This is a genomic window from Winogradskyella jejuensis (assembly GCF_900129745.1).
GTDB classification, from domain to species: Bacteria; Bacteroidota; Bacteroidia; order Flavobacteriales; family Flavobacteriaceae; genus Winogradskyella; species Winogradskyella jejuensis.
Genome location: NZ_FQWS01000002.1, coordinates 373,283 through 389,688 on the forward strand (window position 1 = coordinate 373,283; position 16,406 = coordinate 389,688).

Consider the following 16,406-nt stretch of genomic DNA (forward strand, 5'->3'; position numbering starts at 1 on the left):
TTGATAATGCAAAACTCAATGAATTTAGAGTGTAAATTGTTATTCTTTTTTCTTTTAAGTACTGTTTATATTTCTGGACAAGAGTTGAATGGTTCTTATTCTTCGAAGTTAGAGAAGAATTATTTGGCTGAAGGATTTCATATGAAGCATAATATTGAATTCAAGAATGATGGTAAATTTGTTTGGACTATAATTAGTGATGTTAATATTGTTGAAACAGGAAGCTATAAGTTAAAAGAAGATGAATTAGTTTTTGTTTATGACATTGATCAATATGATTTCGATATAAAAGAAGCTTATAAAATGTCTGATAGCTCAAAGTCTTATGAGGAGTTTTACAAGACTTACACAGGTTATAAGTTAGGAGAAAAGAGAAAGGAAGAATTTCACCTTATAAAAATGAATGATAAAAAACTTATTATCAAACACTTCGAAAGGGGAAGAAGGCTTAAATTTTTTAAAAAGCAATAATATTACTCTTACTCATCACTAACATACTTCGTAAATAAAATATCATGCTTTTTAGCTTTTAGCTGTATGCTCGTAATCCTGCTATTTTGTAGTGTTTTGATATCTGCTTCTTCTATTTGGAAATCTATTTTAGTAATGCTTCTGCTTTTTACTGGTGTGGGGTCAGACTCAAATTCTGAGGAATCGGATTTCAATTCTAGTTCAATACCTTCACCTTTTAGAATCAATTTTGCACCAGTCATAGTTTTAATATACAGTTGTCCAACAATTACAGTTTGGAAAAAGTAATAACCGCCAAGTTCATTTAATCCAGCATAAAGCACATTGCTTTCAGAAACACCAAAAGGCGTATTTTCAACATCATTTATTATTGCTTCAACAGTATCAGTAGATTTGTTTTTGTTTTTCCCGACGAGTTTAGAAAGCGAAAATCCCATAAGTTTAGTTTTCAGCAAAACTAAAAGATTAATTCAATTTTGAAAACAAATGTAACACTGAGCTTGTCGAAGTGTAATAAAAAGTAGTTTTAAGTTGCGAGGTTTCGACAAGCTCAAACTTACAAATTACGAAGCATTTTAATCCATATCTACAAATAGCAATTGCTCACTAAAACAAATCGTAACTCTAAATTCGTCAATCGTCATTCATTTGTTATCTTTGCAGCCTTAAATAAAACACAGAAGAGATGCAAGACGGTTTATACGCAAAATTCAATACATCAAAAGGGGAAATTTTAGTCAATCTAGAATTTGAAAAAACACCAGGAACAGTTGGTAACTTTGTAGCTTTAGCAGAAGGAAATTTAGAAAATTCAGCTAAACCTCAAGGAACACCTTACTATGATGGCTTAAAATTTCATAGAGTGATTCCAGATTTTATGATTCAAGGAGGTTGCCCTTTAGGGACAGGTACAGGCAACCCAGGTTATAAGTTCGATGATGAGATTCATCCTGACTTAAAGCATGATGGTCCAGGTGTATTGTCTATGGCTAATGCTGGTCCAGGAACAAACGGAAGTCAGTTTTTTATCACTCACATTGCTACAGATTGGTTAGATGGTAAGCATACCGTATTTGGAAATGTAGTTGAAGGACAAGATGTTGTAGATACAATAGCACAAGGTGATGCGATTGAAAGTTTAGAAATCGTAAGAGTAGGAGAAGCCGCTGAAAACTTTAATGCAGTTGAGGCGTTTAGAGTTTTTGAAGGTGCTAGAGAAAAAAGAGTTGCTGCTGAACGCGAAGCTAGACGCGCTGAGTTAGATAAGTTAGCTGCTGGTTTTGAAGAAACAGCTTCAGGTTTACGCTACCAAATCCTTCAAAAAGGAGATGGTAAAAAAGCAAAAAAAGGAAACATGGTTTCTGTACATTACAAAGGTCAGTTAGCTGATGGAACTGTTTTTGATTCGTCTTACAAAAGAAATGCACCTTTAGATTTTCAAGTTGGTGTTGGTCAAGTAATCTCTGGTTGGGACGAAGGTATTTGCCTTTTAAATGTAGGAGATAAAGCACGATTAGTTATTCCTAGTGATTTAGGTTACGGTAGTGCTGGCGCAGGTGGTGTTATTCCACCGAATGCAACCCTAGTATTCGATGTTGAGCTTATGGATGTAAAGTAAGCAGAGCATCAAAATATTTTTAAGTTAACTAAATGGTATTTAGTTAGTTACATAATTTTAAAACGCTTCAATTTATTTGAAGCGTTTTTTTATTGGAATCAATCTAGGATAATTGTTAAGAATTTTATCTATATTTAATTCAAATAGAAAATACCTTACCCCCAACGATGCGTATTAAAGATTCTGTTTTTTATACTGATGTACTCAAAGAGTTAGAGTACAATTTTGGTAGCGTCTATATATTTGAAGGTTATGTAGCATCAGAAATTAATAGCGGCATAACTATTACTTGGGATGAGCATGCCAAACAAATTGTAAATGATGTCACTTCTTTTTTAAATACTGATGGTAGCGATTTGGTATATATCTCTAATCGGATTAATTCTTATGCGGTAAAGCCCAACGACTGGTTAAAGTTTTTTACAAATAGTTATTCCCTTAAAGGCTATGGTGTTGTGGCAAATACAAAAGGTAGTATCATGAATACTGTTATCGAAAATCTTTTCTTTAATAAAAAAATACAACGATTTAATAGTTTAGAAGCGGCTTTACAATGGGCGAAGGATAGAGTTTTGGTAGACATTTAAACGTAACAAATTCAACAGATGTTCGTCTCACTTATAGTGAGACTTTTTTGTATTAAAAACCAATCAAAAATCTATATGAAAACTAAACTTTTATTTTTACTATTTATTCTTTCTATTTTTATTTCGGCTTGTTCTCCATCTATAGATTATTCAGATACATTTATAAAGCAAACCCAAGGAAAATATCTTTTTAACGAAGATGATATTATAACCATATCTTATAAGGATAATCAACTCTACATGGATTGGCGCGGTGTGAAAACCAAACCTGTTGCCACAGATACTAATGAGTTTTTTGTTCCAGATTTGTATCAAAAATTACGTTTTGTACAACATCCTGAAACTAAAGCCAGATATCTAGCGATAATTCCAGAAAGTAACCCAGATAGTTTGAGTTACGATTACTTAAAAGTTGCAGATAACTATAAAACCCCTAGCCAATATTTAGAAGAAAAAAATTGGGATATGGCGCTTCAAGGATTTCAAAAAATTAAATTAAAAGATTCGATGAGCGATTTTATAAACCAATATAAGTTTAATCGATTAGGTTTTAAGTATGTTAGAGAACATAAATATGATGACGCAATAGGCATTTTAATAATGAATACTAAACTACACCCTAACAGCCCAAATACTTATGATAGTTTAGGTCAAGCCTATCTAGTGTCTGGGGATAGTTTAAATGCTTATGAGAATTATAAAAAAGCGTATCAACTAAATAAAGGCAATAAGCGCGCAAAGCGCTATATGGATGCTTATGAAAGTAAATAAAAATAAATTTAGTTCGATATTTTTTGTCAATAAAAAGCACTTTTAAAGGGTGCTTTTTTTAGTATCTTACATTTCATCCTAAAAAAACTACAATTGGGTAAAATATGGTTTTTAATATCTAGACTTCGCCAGATATTTACATCAAATTAAAAAACAATCATCATGTCAACAATCGTAAGAATATTAATCGCGCTATTACTAAATGCTTCATTTGTAATGCTACAAGAGACAAAAACACAAGATATTATTGTTAATATTAGTGGGCTAGATAATAACGAAGGACGACTTTTAGTGGGCCTTTACGACTCAGAAGCTAACTTTTTAGACAAGCGTTTTAAGTCTGTAATTGGAGAAATTTCTAACAAAACGGGTAAGGTGGTCTTTACTAATGTGCCAGAAGGGACGTATGCTATTTCTTTTATTCATGATGAAAATGATAATGGTAAAATGGATACCAATTTTTTAGGAATTCCTAGAGAAGATTACGGGTGTTCTAATAATGCCAGAGGTACAATGGGACCACCAAAGTGGAAAGATGCTAAGTTTGAATTAAAAGGAAGCAATAAAACTATAAACATAGAACTATAAATCATCAATCATTAAATATATTATCATGAAGACATTCGTATTATTTTTTGCCTTAATCGGCATTGGATTTACTCAAGCACAAACAAATTTTGAAAAAGGAATGGACAAGGCTTTTGAGCTTTGGAGGGCAGATAAAACCGAAGAAGCACAAAACTTATTTGAGCGTATTGCCAATGCCGAAAAAGACAATTGGTTGCCACATTACTATATTGCACAAATCAATAGTCTAAAAAGTTGGAACGAAAAGGACGAGACAGTCCTTAAGGCACAATTAGATAAAGCACAAGAGCATCTTAACACTGCCATGGCTTTAAGCGAAAACAATGCAGAATTATTGGTAATGCAAGGGCAGATTTACACCAATTGGGTAGCTTATGATGGCAGAACATATGGAATGAAGTATGCTGCAAAGGTTTCAGAATTGTATGCAAAAGCTTACGAGCTAGCACCGAAAAATCCCAGAGTGGTAATGTGTAAGGCAGATTGGGCAATGGGATCTGCACGTTATTTTGGACAAGACCCAACACCATTTTGTAAAGAGTTAGAAGGCTCAATAGCTTTATTTGATACTTTTGAGCCAGAAAGTAAATACCATCCTAATTGGGGTAAAAACAGAGCGCAAGAAGCTGTAAGGCCTTGTAAGGAGTAGACACAATTTAAAATTCAATAAAGCAATAAAATGAAGAATATAGGAAAAATAATAGGTACCGGTATTTTAGTAGCTATGGTCATTATGACTATCGATCAGGGTATTAGATATTTTTCTGGGAGTTTTAGCGGCTTTAACAGTATATTCTTTAGAAATTTTGGTTATTACGTTTTGTATTCTGTGCCATTGACTTTAGTTAATTCTTTATTCTTTGATTATTTGAATGAGAAAGTCATTTGGAATAACTATAAGAAATACAGAATTATTATAGGTTTTATAGGATCAGTTATATTAACCTTATTGACTATTTTTATTATAAGAGTTGTCATAGAAGTTATTATTGAAGGTGAGACTTGGAAAGAGTTTAAAGCTACGGAGAGCTCAGAGTTTTATTTCAGTGCTTTGCTTATAACTCTTGTTATTTCATTGTTTTTTCATGCTGTTTATTACTATAGAGAATTACAAAAAACAAAGGTTAAGGAGCAAAAATTTATAGCTGGAACCGCAAGTGCAAAGTTCGATGCTTTAAAGAATCAGTTAGACCCACATTTTTTGTTTAATAGCTTAAATGTATTAACAAGTTTAATAGAAGAAAATCCAGAGAGCGCTCAAAAATTTACAACCTCTTTATCTAAAGTATATCGGTACGTTTTAGAACAGAAGAATAAAGATTTAGTCACCGTAGACGAAGAGTTGAAATTTGCTAAAACCTACATGTCTTTACTTAAAATGCGCTTTGAGGATAGTATCATTTTTGAAATACCTGAAGAGGCTTCAAATCCTGAAAGTAGAGTAGTACCCTTATCATTACAATTACTTTTAGAAAATGCAGTAAAGCATAACATGGTAACATCGAGTAAGCCATTACATATCAAAATTTACGAAGATGGTGGTTACTTAGTAGTCATGAATAATCTACAGCCCAAACAAATTGTAAAAAAGAGTAGTGGCGTAGGTTTAGAAAATATTAAGCAACGTTATAAGTTGCTATCAAATAAAAAAGTTATCATCAATCAACGAGCACAGGATTTTGCAGTAGCCATACCAATGCTCACAAAACAAGTATCAATCATGAGACAATCACAATTACCTCAAAACAGACTAGACGAGAGTTACGTCAAAGCCCGAAAACGTTTAGAAGAACTCAAAGCCTTTTATGGCAGCTTAGTATCGTACTGCTTAGTTATTCCTTTTTTAATATTTATCTGGTATAGATACTCAAGCCATACTATACAATGGTTTTGGTTTCCTATGCTAGGCTGGGGATTAAGTTTATGCTTTCAAGCCTATAAAGTATTCATAGGAGATGGTGCTTTTGGAGCACGTTGGGAAGAGCGTAAAATACAAGAGTATATGCGTAAAGAAGAAGAAAATAACCGTTGGAATTAAAAGAGCGTATTATGAAAAATCAAGAATCACATTTAAAGCTTCAACGTGCAAAACGAAAAATTGAGCGCTTAAAAGGCTTTTACAGACACTTAATGATTTTTACAATTATCAACTTAGTTATCATATGGCTTAGAGTAAACGATAACCTTGATAGCTGGGATAGTTTTATAACAGAATTATGGAGCCTACATACTTTAAGTACGTTCATAGTTTGGGGAGCCATCTTGTGTGTACATGCCTTTTCGGTTTTTCTACTTCCAAACCTGTTGGGTTACGATTGGGAAGAGCGAAAAATTGAACAGTTTATGCAAGAAGAATTAAATAAAAAAAAGTAGCATCATGGAAAAATATAGTATAGAACCTTATAAAGAAGAGCAATCTCCTCTGAAGGATTTTAGAGAAGAAGAAGCGTACCTAAGGGCAAAAAAGAGAGTTGAAGCCATTTCAGGGTTTTATTGGCATTTGGCATCTTATGTTATTGTCAATGTGTTTTTAATATTACTCATAGGTTTTAATGCAGGTTTCTCTGGATTTGGACCTTATGCTACGGCATTCTTTTGGGGTATTGGACTTTTATTTCATTTTATAGGCGTATTTGGTTTCAATTTTCTTTTAGGTAAAAATTGGGAACAACGTAAAATTGAAGAATTTATGCAAAAGGAACGTGAAAAAGACAGTAAATTCAATGGTTATGAGTAATAAAGAACAAGAAGAATTATATTACATAGAGGCTAAAAAAAGAGTGTCTCAACTCAAATGGTTTTACATTCATTTAGCAGCTTATTTAGTCGTAGTTACTTTTGTCATCTGGAATCTTTTAATAATTGAAGATACGCCATACACAGATGCAATTTTAGCGATAAACTATTCTACTGTTGTCATCTGGGGATTTTTTGTTGTTCTCAATGCTATCAAAGTATTTAAAGGTCGTAGTCTTTTCAATAAAAAATGGGAAGAGAAAAAGATAAAAGAGTTTATGGGTGAAAACCATAAAACTTGGGAATAAGAATTAAGAAGCATGTTTGTAGATATTATAGATAGTAATATAGGTTGGTTTCATTTTGTCACTTCAATATTGGCCATGCTGTCAGGAGTTATAGTGATACTTAATGTTAAAGGAACGAAGTTTCATAAACGTATTGGCTACATCTATGTGTTATCGATGCTATCTCTAAATATTAGTTCTTTTTTTATTGTAAACTTTAATGGATTTAGTTTATTTCATTTTTTTGCAATAATTAGTTTAATTACTGTTCTAGCAGGAATTATCCCCACAATTCTCAGAATCAACAATTGGTTTCCTTATCACTTTTATTTTATGAGTTGGTCAGTCGTCGGCTTATATTGTGCGTTTTGGGCAGAAGTAGGAACCCGTTTTGTAAGCAACATGAAAGAGTTTTGGTGGATGGTAGCTTTGGCTACAGGAGTTACGGCATTTATAGGTAGTAGAATAATAAATAAACAAGCAAAGAAATTAAACCTTAAGAAATGAATGTTATTATTATAGAAGACGAAAAGCCATCTGCACGCCGATTGCAGCGTATGCTTAAAGCTATAGATGTAAATGCAGAAACTATGCTTCACTCCGTAGAAGAAGCCGTTAGTTGGTTTAAAGACAATCCGCATCCAGACTTAATCTTTTTGGATATACAGTTAAGTGATGGTTTGTCATTTGAAATTTTTGATACTGTAGAAATTAAGTCTGCCGTTATTTTTACCACAGCTTATGATGAGTATGCGCTTCAGGCTTTTAAACTCAATAGTATTGATTATTTACTGAAGCCTATAGACGAAGACGATTTAAAAACGGCTGTCGATAAGTTTCGAGAACGAGCACCGCAACAACAAGCTGTAACTCTAGATTTTAATGATATTAAAAATCTGTTAGTAAACCCAATTGAACGCGAATATAAGAGGCGGTTTTCCGTTAAAGTTGGTCAACACTTAAAACTGATAAATATAGAAGATATAGAATGTGTTTATAGTGAAAATAAAGGCACTTATGCTTATACAAAAGATGGCAGAAATTATTTGCTCGATACCACGTTAGACCAATTAGAAAATGACTTAGAACCTCATGTTTTTTTCCGAATTAGCAGAAAATTCTATGTTAACGTTAATGCTATAAAAGACATGGTAAGTTATACCAACTCTAGGTTGCAAATAAAGTTGAATACTTATAACGAACAAGATGTTATTGTTGCTAGAGAACGTGTAAAAGACTTTAAAAATTGGTTAGAATAAATCGAAAACATCGCCGATTGTGTCACCAATGATGTCTCCAAAATCATCAAACATACCAAAAATCCCCACATCAAAAAATAGGTCGAGAAGTAATAAATCTGTTAAATCCGACTCCCACGATTTTTTAGATTTCTTTTTGGCTTCTTTTTTCCAATCTTCATAGGTTTCTTCCTCTTTTTGACTAATGACCATAGGTACGGTACTAGAAAAACTTTTTTCTAGCATTAGGTCATAAGCTTCACGCTTTTTCTTATTAGACAATACGTTAAATGCTTCAATCAGTACATCGAACTTTTCTCTAGCTTCTGGAGCCTTATTATTTTCAGGATGATAAAGTGCTATTTCTTTTCTAAACGCCTTCTTAATGGTTTCTAGGTTAGCGTCTTTGGTAACGCCAAGAATAGAGTAGTAGTCAGTTATCATTATGGTAGAATTTACCTAATAAGTCACATTGCAAATCAATTTGTTACAACTAATCTTCGTCAATTCTGTTTTCATCAAATGCAGACGGTAATAGCTTTGGAATAAATTTTACGAAAAGCGGTAATAAAAGCATACCTCCAGGAAGCATAAAAATAGCCAGACTTGGTATGGATTTAAAAATATCTAAAAGCTGATTCTGTATTTTTTTCTGTTCCTCTTCGGTTAAGTTGCGTTTTGTAGATTGCGTTAACAGATAAATGGCTTCTTTGCTTTGAGACAGCTCTTTAGTAAGTCTTTTACTGTTTCGTTTTATAAGTCGCGTAACTATACTACTGCTATTGTCATAAAAACTTTGGGCCAAATTCTTGGCGCTTAAAAACGCTATTTTATCCCGATTTTTTTCGTAAAACGCATTAATATCATCTATGGATTGAATAAGAATATGTGAGTCTATATCTAAGTCTTGCCGCAGTTGGTTGAGGTATAGGTATTCGTTTTTATCTATTTGCTTATCACTCCAAGACGCCATACATACAATATCTACAACATATCGTTTTTCTAAGGTTCCAGAGATAGAAGCAGCAACCTGGTCTTTAGATAATTGTGTTTCTTTTTTGTGCCTTAACGAAGCTTCAAAAAGCTTAATTAGGTTTTGGTCGTATTCTGTTTTGTTCGTTTTAGAATCTAAAACTGTAAATACGATGGTTTCTAATGCAGATTCAAAATTAGAGATGTATGTCTTTGTATTTTCTCTTTCTGTTAAAAACCTATGGTAACCGATGATGTCTATAAACAAAAATGCATTAATCAAAAAATAGTTGAAATTCTTGGTAATGATATTATCATCAATATGAATACGTTTATGAATAATTTGCTCTAACAACTTATCGCTACTTGGCTCCCCAAAGAGTTCTGATAAAAACGAACGTTTATGCTCGTCAGTAGCTTTGTAATAGTCAACTACACTATTAAGAAAATTACCTTCAACCGTTTCAAGATTAAATATGTAATAGAAAGCCGTAACTAGATTGACTTTGCAGCGTTCTTCCTCATTAAAATCGGTATCATCAACCAAATCGCAAATGCAATTAATGTTACTGCCATAAATAAACCCAGTGGCTTTTAATCTTTTGTAGAAGGAAGCCTTGTCTAATTGCAAGACATTACTTTCAGGTAAAAAGGTGAGTAGTTTCTTTATCCAACCAGTTGCTGAAGGATTCATAGGTTGATAATTATGGCCTAAAGATAGTTTTTATCTCTTTATTTTTTTGATTCAAAACTTTTTTTTGAAATAAAATAAAACCCTCTTATTCATTTTTCCGTAGGTAGTGCAGAGAACAAATAATTAACAAAATCTCAGTATTATGAAAAAAACAAAATTTTTATTCTTGGCAGCTATTATTGGAGTATCCAGTATTGTTGCCATAGCAGCGGACCATATTGATGCTCCAGCTGTAGCTAGTGGTACAAGTGATATCACTGATTTTTATGCTTTTCAAGGCGAAAACACATCTAATGTTGTCTTTGTAGCAAATTTACAAGGTTTGTTAAGTCCAATGGCAACTGGTGATGCTTCGTTTGATGAGAATGTCTTAATTGAATTTAATATTGATACTTCTGGTGATAATATTGAAGACCTAGTCATTCAGGCAATACCAAGAGACGGAAAAATGTACTTTTTTGGACCAGCCACACCTACACAGGCTGGGCTTAACAGTACCATTTTAGCAAATGAAGCATCTGGCAGTGTAGACATTACGCCTTACGGTCAGAGTGCTATTACGTCATCAGAAAACGGGATGCGATTTTTCGCTGGTCCACGAGATGATCCGTTCTTTATGGATTTTGCACAGTTTACTCAAATCGTAGGTGGTAATGCAACAGGATTTAATAATCCAGGGTCGGATACATTTGCAGGAACTAATGTGCTATCTGTAGTGGTAGAAGTTCCAAAATCTATGGTTGGCGGTTCTGGAACCATCAACACATGGGTAGAAACAAAAAGAAAACAATAATCTAAAAAAATAAAGACGATGAAATTTAATAATATAAAACTATTACTAGCTTCACTTTTAGTTACTGTTACGATAACAAGTTGTAGTAATGATGACGATAGACCTACAGGTCCTACAGGAATTAACTTTACAGGAACATTTGCACAACAAGACCAAATGGGTAGACCAGCAGTGAATACTGTATTTGTGTCTTCAAGTATGAAAGACAATTTTAACACTACGGTACCGTCACAACAGTCGGGTGCTTTTCAAACCATGTTTCAGAATAATTTAGAAGCTCTGAGTCCTGCCTATGCTAATCCTGGAGATGCAAATGCGTTAGGTTTAACTTCCGCTCAATTCACAGGGTTATTAGCAACTGACGTTCTTAACCTTTCCTTAGATGGAACGACTACATTTTTCGATGGAACAAATGTATTAACGGGACGTGCATTGGCTGACGATGTTATCACTGTAGAGCTTATTTTAATTTTTGGAGGTGAAAACGGATTGACAGCCTCTGAAAATCCAGGATTGTCTGATGATAATGTAAACGCCAATGATAAGCCTTTTTCCTCAAGTTTTCCATATCTAGCCTCACCATGGTAAGCTACCAATAATTAGTATTCTAGAGCAGATTTAGTTCTGCTCTAGAATTATTTTAAACACACAAAACTCAAATATTATGTCAATTGATAGAATACTTCCCTTATTTCTTTTATCACTATTTTTTAGTTGTGATTCTAAAAAGATATCAGATAAAGCAGATTATCAAGCGTACTTAGCGCAAAATTTAGACACCTCAAAAATTGTTAAAGAAGTCGATTTTTGGACCTTAAAATTAAATATAACTCCTAATCAGTTTCCATATCTATTAAAGCGAGCAAGTGCATATACAGCGTTATTTAATACAACCGGAAAAATCGATAATTTAATCAATGCAGAAAAGGATTTATTAGTAGCAAACAATGCTACTGATTACAAAAACACAAGCTATTTAAGAGCATTAGCATACAATTATCTCTCTCAACATAAATTCAAAAAAGCCTTAGAGCTTTTAAAAAAAGCTGAAAATTTAGGAGAGAAACTAGAAAACACACAAAAAATGCTTTTCGATGTCAACTTAGAATTAGGCAATACCATTGAAGCACAAAAATATCTTTCAGAATTTAAGGACTTTTCAGATTTTGACTATCTAATTCGCTTAGCAAAATGGGAAGACCACAATGGTAATTTAGACGGAGCCATAAATTATATGGAACGTGCTACAAAAATTTCAGAATCCGGTAACACAACGTCTTTAAAGCAGTGGGCATATACTAATCTAGCAGATTTTTATGGTCATGCAGGCAAGATAGATTTGTCTTATTATTATTATCTAAAGGCATTAGAATTAAACCCTAATGATGCTTATGCCAAAAAAGGAATTGCATGGATAGTCTATTCTTACGAGAAAAAACCAGATGAAGCGCTGTCTATTCTAAATCAAGTCACATCTTATTACAATGCTCCGGACTACAACTTGATAAAGGCCGAAATTGCCGAATACAAGAACGATATCAGACTTAAAAATAAAGCACAAAAAGAGTATACGGATAAAGTTGATAACGCGCTCTATGGGCATATGTATAATAAGTATGATGTAATGCTTTATGCAGAAGAGTTACAAGAGCCTGAAAAAGCGATTGAAATAGCAAAACAAGAGGTTAATCATAGGCCTACAGCGCAAAGCTATGATTTATTAGCATGGAGTTACTTTAAGGCTGGTAACATAGATAAGGCTATAGAAATTATAGATGCTTATGTAACAGGTAAAACTGAAGAGCCAGAGGTACTATACCACATTGCAGAAATATACAAAGCAAAAGGAAGAACTAAGGAAGTTGCTGATTTAAAAGAAGGCTTGTTGGCCAGCGTATACGAGCTCGGACCTTTGATGGAAACAAAAATTTTAAATCTTTAATTATGAAGATAAGAACATTTATATCCATGCTCGTATTTGTATTGATGTCTTCAAGCATATATGCACAGAATATTAAAGGTCTTGTCGTAAATGCTAACAGTCAACCGTTAGAATCTGCTTACGTTTTTAATTTAAATTCTAAAACCCATGCCCATACTAATGAAATTGGTGGTTTTGTAATTACAAATTCTAAAATGGGTGATACACTAAAAGTAGGCTTATTAGGTTATAAGACTTTAGAAGTTGTCTTAAAATCTACAGATAACCTAACAATTTTATTAAATGAAAAAGCTTTTGAGCTTGATGAGCTTACAATAAAAGAAGAATTAGACGCGGCAAGCACACTTGCGCGTTTAGACTTAAAAGTTACACCTGTAAATTCATCACAAGATATTTTAAGAAAAGTACCGGGATTGTTCATTGGGCAGCATGCTGGAGGTGGAAAGGCAGAACAAATTTTCCTTAGAGGATTTGATATAGACCACGGTACAGATATTACAATTTCTGTAGATGATATGCCGGTAAATATGGTATCTCATGCTCATGGCCAGGGTTACAGTGATTTACATTTTGTAATACCTGAGACGCTTAATGCAATTGACTTCGGTAAAGGTGGCTATTATGCGGATAAGGGCGATTTTAATACTGCAGGCTATGTTAATTTTAAAACCAAAGATTATCTAAAAGAAAGCAGTGTTTCTTTTTCTTTAGGGCAATTTAACACATTAAGAACAGTAGGGTTGTTTGACCTTTTAGAAAATAAAAAAGACCAAAACGCTTACTTGGCTTTAGAGTACATCGAAACTGATGGCCCATTCGATTCTCCACAAAATTTCAATCGTTTAAATCTATTTGGAAAATATATTTTGCGTACTCAAGATAACAGTAAAGTTACCTTAACATCATCGCACTTTACAAGCCGTTGGGATGCTTCTGGACAGATACCAACAAGAGAAGTTAACAATGGTAATATTTCCAGATTTGGTGCTATCGACGATACCGAAGGCGGCACCACAGAACGAACTAACTTTAATGTAGCTTTTCATAAATATATCAATGATGCCACAACGCTAAAAGCCAATGCATTTTATTCGCACTATGCTTTTGAGCTGTATTCTAATTTCACATTTTTTCTGGAAGATCCAATAAATGGCGATCAGATAAGACAAAAAGAAAACCGAAACATTTTTGGATTTAATACCAGCATACATCATAGTGCATATTTAGGAGAGACTGAATTTAACCTCACAGCCGGTGTAGGATTAAGACATGATAATGTCGATGATGTAGAACTATCAAAAACGAGAAATAGAACTGAAACCCTAGAAAACGTTCAATTAGGTGATATTAATCAAACTAACGTTAGCGCTTTTGCTTCGGCAGAATTCGATTTTGGCGATTTCCGGATTGTCCCTGGCCTTAGATTGGACTATTTTAAGTTTTTGTACAACGATCAATTACAGCAAAATTTTGAAACGCAAGCAGAAACTAAAACGACACTGAACCCCAAGCTTAACATGTACTACAACGCCAATAGTAATTTGCAGCTCTATTCAAAATCAGGTATTGGTTTCCATTCTAACGATACAAGAGTCGTTATTGCTAATAATGGAAGAGAAATTTTGCCTAAATCTTATGGAACAGATTTAGGGTTAGTTTGGAAACCTTTGCCAAAACTGATGATTAATTCGGCTCTATGGTACTTATTTTTAGAACAAGAATTTGTTTATGTAGGCGATGCTGGTATTGTAGAGCCAAGTGGTGAGACTGAGCGTATGGGTATAGATTTAGGCTTACGCTACCAGTTTACAACCCACCTATTTTTTGATACAGATGCAACATATACAAAAGCACGAAGCCTAGACGCTAGAAGTGGTGAAGACTTTATTCCTTTGGCACCAGATTTTACCTTAACTGCAGGTCTATCTGTAGACGATTATTATGGTTTTTCTGGAGGATTACGATTACGTTATTTGGATGATAGACCTGCAAACGAGGACAATTCTATCGTCGCCGAAGGATATACAGTTGCAGACTTTAATATCAATTACAAGTGGAAAGATATCACATTAGGTCTAACGGTTGAAAATTTATTTGACGTCGATTGGAACGAAACACAATTTGCAACAGCGTCTAGATTGCAAAATGAAGTTACGCCAGTCGAAGAAATTCATTTTACGCCAGGAACGCCTTTTTTTATTAAAGGGCAGATTACTTATAATTTTTAAAAGAAAAAGAAAAGTTTTTGTTGATTGATTGATAACTAACAGTAGTGATTTAAGGGAATCACTAGCATTGAAAAATGCTGTTTTTTGAGTTTTGTTAGTTGAGGCACCCACTAGAAATAGTGGGTGTTTTTTTTAAGGCGCCGTATTTACAACACCTAGGGTGTAAAGCTGTTCCATAGTAGGAGAGGCGCTGCCTCCATCTGGCTCTAAGGTTATACCAAAAGCCTGACTTTCATTAGTATTGGTAATGGCAAATATTTTATTATCGTCAGTATTAAAATTATCAATAATTCCTAGGCTAGTTGGAGTTAGCGGATTTAATGTTAACGACCATACTTGCCAAACTTTTCCTTCTGGAGCATTTGGTAATCCTTTAGCATCCAGATAAATTGTATTGTCATTTTTATTCCAATAGACTTTTGCATATGCAAAATCATAATTACCTTGACCATTTAAAGGCACTGTTAAGATATCTTTTGTTCTAAGCGCATCTAACAGACGTCTTGTCTCTGCGAGATTATCTCTAGCTTTTTCGATTTGTATTTCAAGCAATTGCCTTTCTGTAGAGACTGTTTCTATTTGGTTAGTTAGCTCTGTGTTATTATTAAGTGTCCATATTAATCCACCTGCAAGAATTATTGAGGCTGCCCATCCAGAATACGTTACCCAATCAGTCTTTTTAGGGTTCAGTTGAATAACCTTAGCATCAGTAATCTTGTCTTTAAAAGCATCAAATTTTACAGAGTTAGGAGAAGTTGCTGCAGTAAGTTTTACAATTGAGGCTTCTATTTCTAGGACTTCCTTAAGCAGTTCAGGATGTTGTTGCATAAGCTCGTATACCTCCTGATTTTCTTTTTCAGAAAGTTGGCCAGCAACGTAAAGCTCTAATATTCCGGATTCTATGTATGCTTTTATATCCATATTATAAAACAATATCCCTTAGTTTTTGAATACAGCTTCTATTTCTTGTTTTAACAGTACCAATGGGTATTTCTAAACTTTCGGCAACTTCTTTTTGAGTGTAACCCTTAAAGTATAAAAATTCAATAATCAATTTGCATTTCTCTCCAAGTTGGGAAACAAATTTTTTAATCCCAATAGCGTCCGTTTGATTTTCTAAATTGGTATTTCCTGCAATGATATCTACGAAAAAATCGACATCTAAGTTTTGTTTAGATGTTTTAAATGCTTTTGACCTAATTTTATCTATGGCCGCATTTCTAGCAATATTAAGTACCCAAGTAAAGAAGCGGCCTTTTTTTTGCGAATAAGATTCAGCATTACTCCATGCTTTTAAAAAAACATCTTGAACCACTTCGTCACTAATTGCTGAATCTCTTACAATATTATAGACAACACCATGTATACTATCACTATACATGTTGTACAGAGTTTCAAAGGCTTTAGCGTCCTTTTTTTGAAATTGTAATATGAGTTGCTCGAGATTCATACAGCTTTTTTAAGCTTAGCGAAAATAAAGA

Annotated in this window: 19 protein-coding genes and 1 pseudogene; 15 read left to right on the top strand and 5 right to left on the bottom strand. The window is 33.5% G+C overall.

Translation table 11 applies throughout. From position 1 onward, the window contains the following. Positions 1–18: 18 nt before the first annotated feature. Positions 19–471, top strand: coding sequence for a hypothetical protein (locus tag BUB95_RS09480; RefSeq protein WP_073085860.1), 453 nt, complete (start codon positions 19–21; stop codon positions 469–471). Between the two features lie 8 nt (positions 472–479). Here the strand turns inward: BUB95_RS09480 and BUB95_RS09485 are convergent, their stop codons facing one another. Next, positions 480–908 carry a hypothetical protein gene (locus tag BUB95_RS09485; protein WP_073085862.1) on the bottom strand — a complete coding sequence of 143 codons (429 nt, stop codon included), beginning with the start codon at positions 906–908 and terminating at the stop codon, positions 480–482. Between the two features lie 248 nt (positions 909–1,156). Here BUB95_RS09485 and BUB95_RS09490 point away from each other — a divergent pair, with 248 nt between their 5' ends. The 11 genes from BUB95_RS09490 to BUB95_RS09540 all read left to right on the top strand — a co-directional run bounded on the left by BUB95_RS09490 (position 1,157) and on the right by BUB95_RS09540 (position 8,317). Then, entirely contained in the window at positions 1,157–2,089 is a 933-nt protein-coding gene (locus BUB95_RS09490; RefSeq protein ID WP_073085864.1) for a peptidylprolyl isomerase, read from the top strand. 167 nt (positions 2,090–2,256) lie between these two features. Then, the gene (locus tag BUB95_RS09495) at positions 2,257–2,676 is read left to right on the top strand and encodes a hypothetical protein (protein WP_073085866.1); all 420 of its coding nucleotides are present in this window, start codon (positions 2,257–2,259) and stop codon (positions 2,674–2,676) included. 75 nt (positions 2,677–2,751) lie between these two features. Then, on the top strand, positions 2,752–3,447 hold the full coding sequence (locus BUB95_RS09500; protein WP_073085868.1) for a tetratricopeptide repeat protein: 696 nt from the start codon (positions 2,752–2,754) through the stop codon (positions 3,445–3,447). A gap of 162 nt (positions 3,448–3,609) precedes the next feature. Then, a complete protein-coding gene (locus BUB95_RS09505; protein WP_143185583.1) occupies positions 3,610–4,035 on the top strand; it encodes a DUF2141 domain-containing protein in 426 nt (141 codons plus the stop codon). Positions 4,036–4,060: 25 nt separating this feature from the next. Further along, on the top strand, positions 4,061–4,684 hold the full coding sequence (locus BUB95_RS09510) for a tetratricopeptide repeat protein (protein WP_073085869.1): 624 nt from the start codon (positions 4,061–4,063) through the stop codon (positions 4,682–4,684). Positions 4,685–4,714: 30 nt separating this feature from the next. Then, positions 4,715–6,073, top strand: a complete 1,359-nt coding sequence (locus tag BUB95_RS09515) for a histidine kinase (RefSeq protein ID WP_073085871.1) — start codon at positions 4,715–4,717, stop codon at positions 6,071–6,073. Positions 6,074–6,084: 11 nt separating this feature from the next. Next, positions 6,085–6,408: a 2TM domain-containing protein gene (locus BUB95_RS09520; protein ID WP_073085873.1), complete on the top strand. Its 324-nt coding sequence runs from the start codon at positions 6,085–6,087 to the stop codon at positions 6,406–6,408. Positions 6,409–6,412: 4 nt separating this feature from the next. Further along, on the top strand, positions 6,413–6,772 hold the full coding sequence (locus BUB95_RS09525; protein WP_073085875.1) for a 2TM domain-containing protein: 360 nt from the start codon (positions 6,413–6,415) through the stop codon (positions 6,770–6,772). Continuing rightward, positions 6,765–7,079 (top strand): 2TM domain-containing protein, encoded by a 315-nt coding sequence (locus tag BUB95_RS09530; RefSeq protein ID WP_073087368.1) that lies wholly within the window; start codon positions 6,765–6,767, stop codon positions 7,077–7,079. Before BUB95_RS09525 ends, BUB95_RS09530 begins: the two co-directional genes overlap by 8 nt. Positions 7,080–7,091: 12 nt before the next feature. Beyond that, entirely contained in the window at positions 7,092–7,565 is a 474-nt protein-coding gene (locus BUB95_RS09535) for a DUF2306 domain-containing protein (protein ID WP_073085877.1), read from the top strand. Beyond that, positions 7,562–8,317 carry a LytR/AlgR family response regulator transcription factor gene (locus BUB95_RS09540; RefSeq protein ID WP_073085880.1) on the top strand — a complete coding sequence of 252 codons (756 nt, stop codon included), beginning with the start codon at positions 7,562–7,564 and terminating at the stop codon, positions 8,315–8,317. Before BUB95_RS09535 ends, BUB95_RS09540 begins: the two co-directional genes overlap by 4 nt. Here the strand turns inward: BUB95_RS09540 and BUB95_RS09545 are convergent. After that, positions 8,309–8,740 carry a DnaJ domain-containing protein gene (locus tag BUB95_RS09545; protein WP_073085882.1) on the bottom strand — a complete coding sequence of 144 codons (432 nt, stop codon included), beginning with the start codon at positions 8,738–8,740 and terminating at the stop codon, positions 8,309–8,311. The two genes, BUB95_RS09540 and BUB95_RS09545, sit on opposite strands and share 9 nt — an antisense overlap. 49 nt (positions 8,741–8,789) lie before the next feature. Continuing rightward, complete coding sequence (locus BUB95_RS09550; protein WP_073085884.1) at positions 8,790–9,962, bottom strand: LETM1-related biofilm-associated protein; 1,173 nt, start codon at positions 9,960–9,962, stop codon at positions 8,790–8,792. Positions 9,963–10,104: 142 nt separating this feature from the next. Here BUB95_RS09550 and BUB95_RS14400 point away from each other — a divergent pair. The 3 genes and pseudogenes from BUB95_RS14400 to BUB95_RS09570 all read left to right on the top strand — a co-directional run bounded on the left by BUB95_RS14400 (position 10,105) and on the right by BUB95_RS09570 (position 14,925). After that, positions 10,105–11,343 (top strand): annotated as a pseudogene (locus BUB95_RS14400) (DUF4331 family protein). 76 nt (positions 11,344–11,419) lie between these two features. After that, positions 11,420–12,697, top strand: coding sequence for a tetratricopeptide repeat protein (locus BUB95_RS09565; RefSeq protein ID WP_073085890.1), 1,278 nt, complete (start codon positions 11,420–11,422; stop codon positions 12,695–12,697). Between the two features lie 2 nt (positions 12,698–12,699). Further along, positions 12,700–14,925, top strand: a complete 2,226-nt coding sequence (locus BUB95_RS09570) for a TonB-dependent receptor (protein ID WP_143185585.1) — start codon at positions 12,700–12,702, stop codon at positions 14,923–14,925. 132 nt (positions 14,926–15,057) lie between these two features. Here the strand turns inward: BUB95_RS09570 and BUB95_RS09575 are convergent, their stop codons facing one another. Both BUB95_RS09575 and BUB95_RS09580 read right to left on the bottom strand, forming a co-directional pair. Then, positions 15,058–15,846 (bottom strand): anti-sigma factor, encoded by a 789-nt coding sequence (locus BUB95_RS09575; RefSeq protein ID WP_073085892.1) that lies wholly within the window; start codon positions 15,844–15,846, stop codon positions 15,058–15,060. Between the two features lies 1 nt (position 15,847). Further along, positions 15,848–16,375 carry an RNA polymerase sigma factor gene (locus BUB95_RS09580; RefSeq protein ID WP_073085894.1) on the bottom strand — a complete coding sequence of 176 codons (528 nt, stop codon included), beginning with the start codon at positions 16,373–16,375 and terminating at the stop codon, positions 15,848–15,850. Positions 16,376–16,406 lie beyond the last annotated feature (31 nt).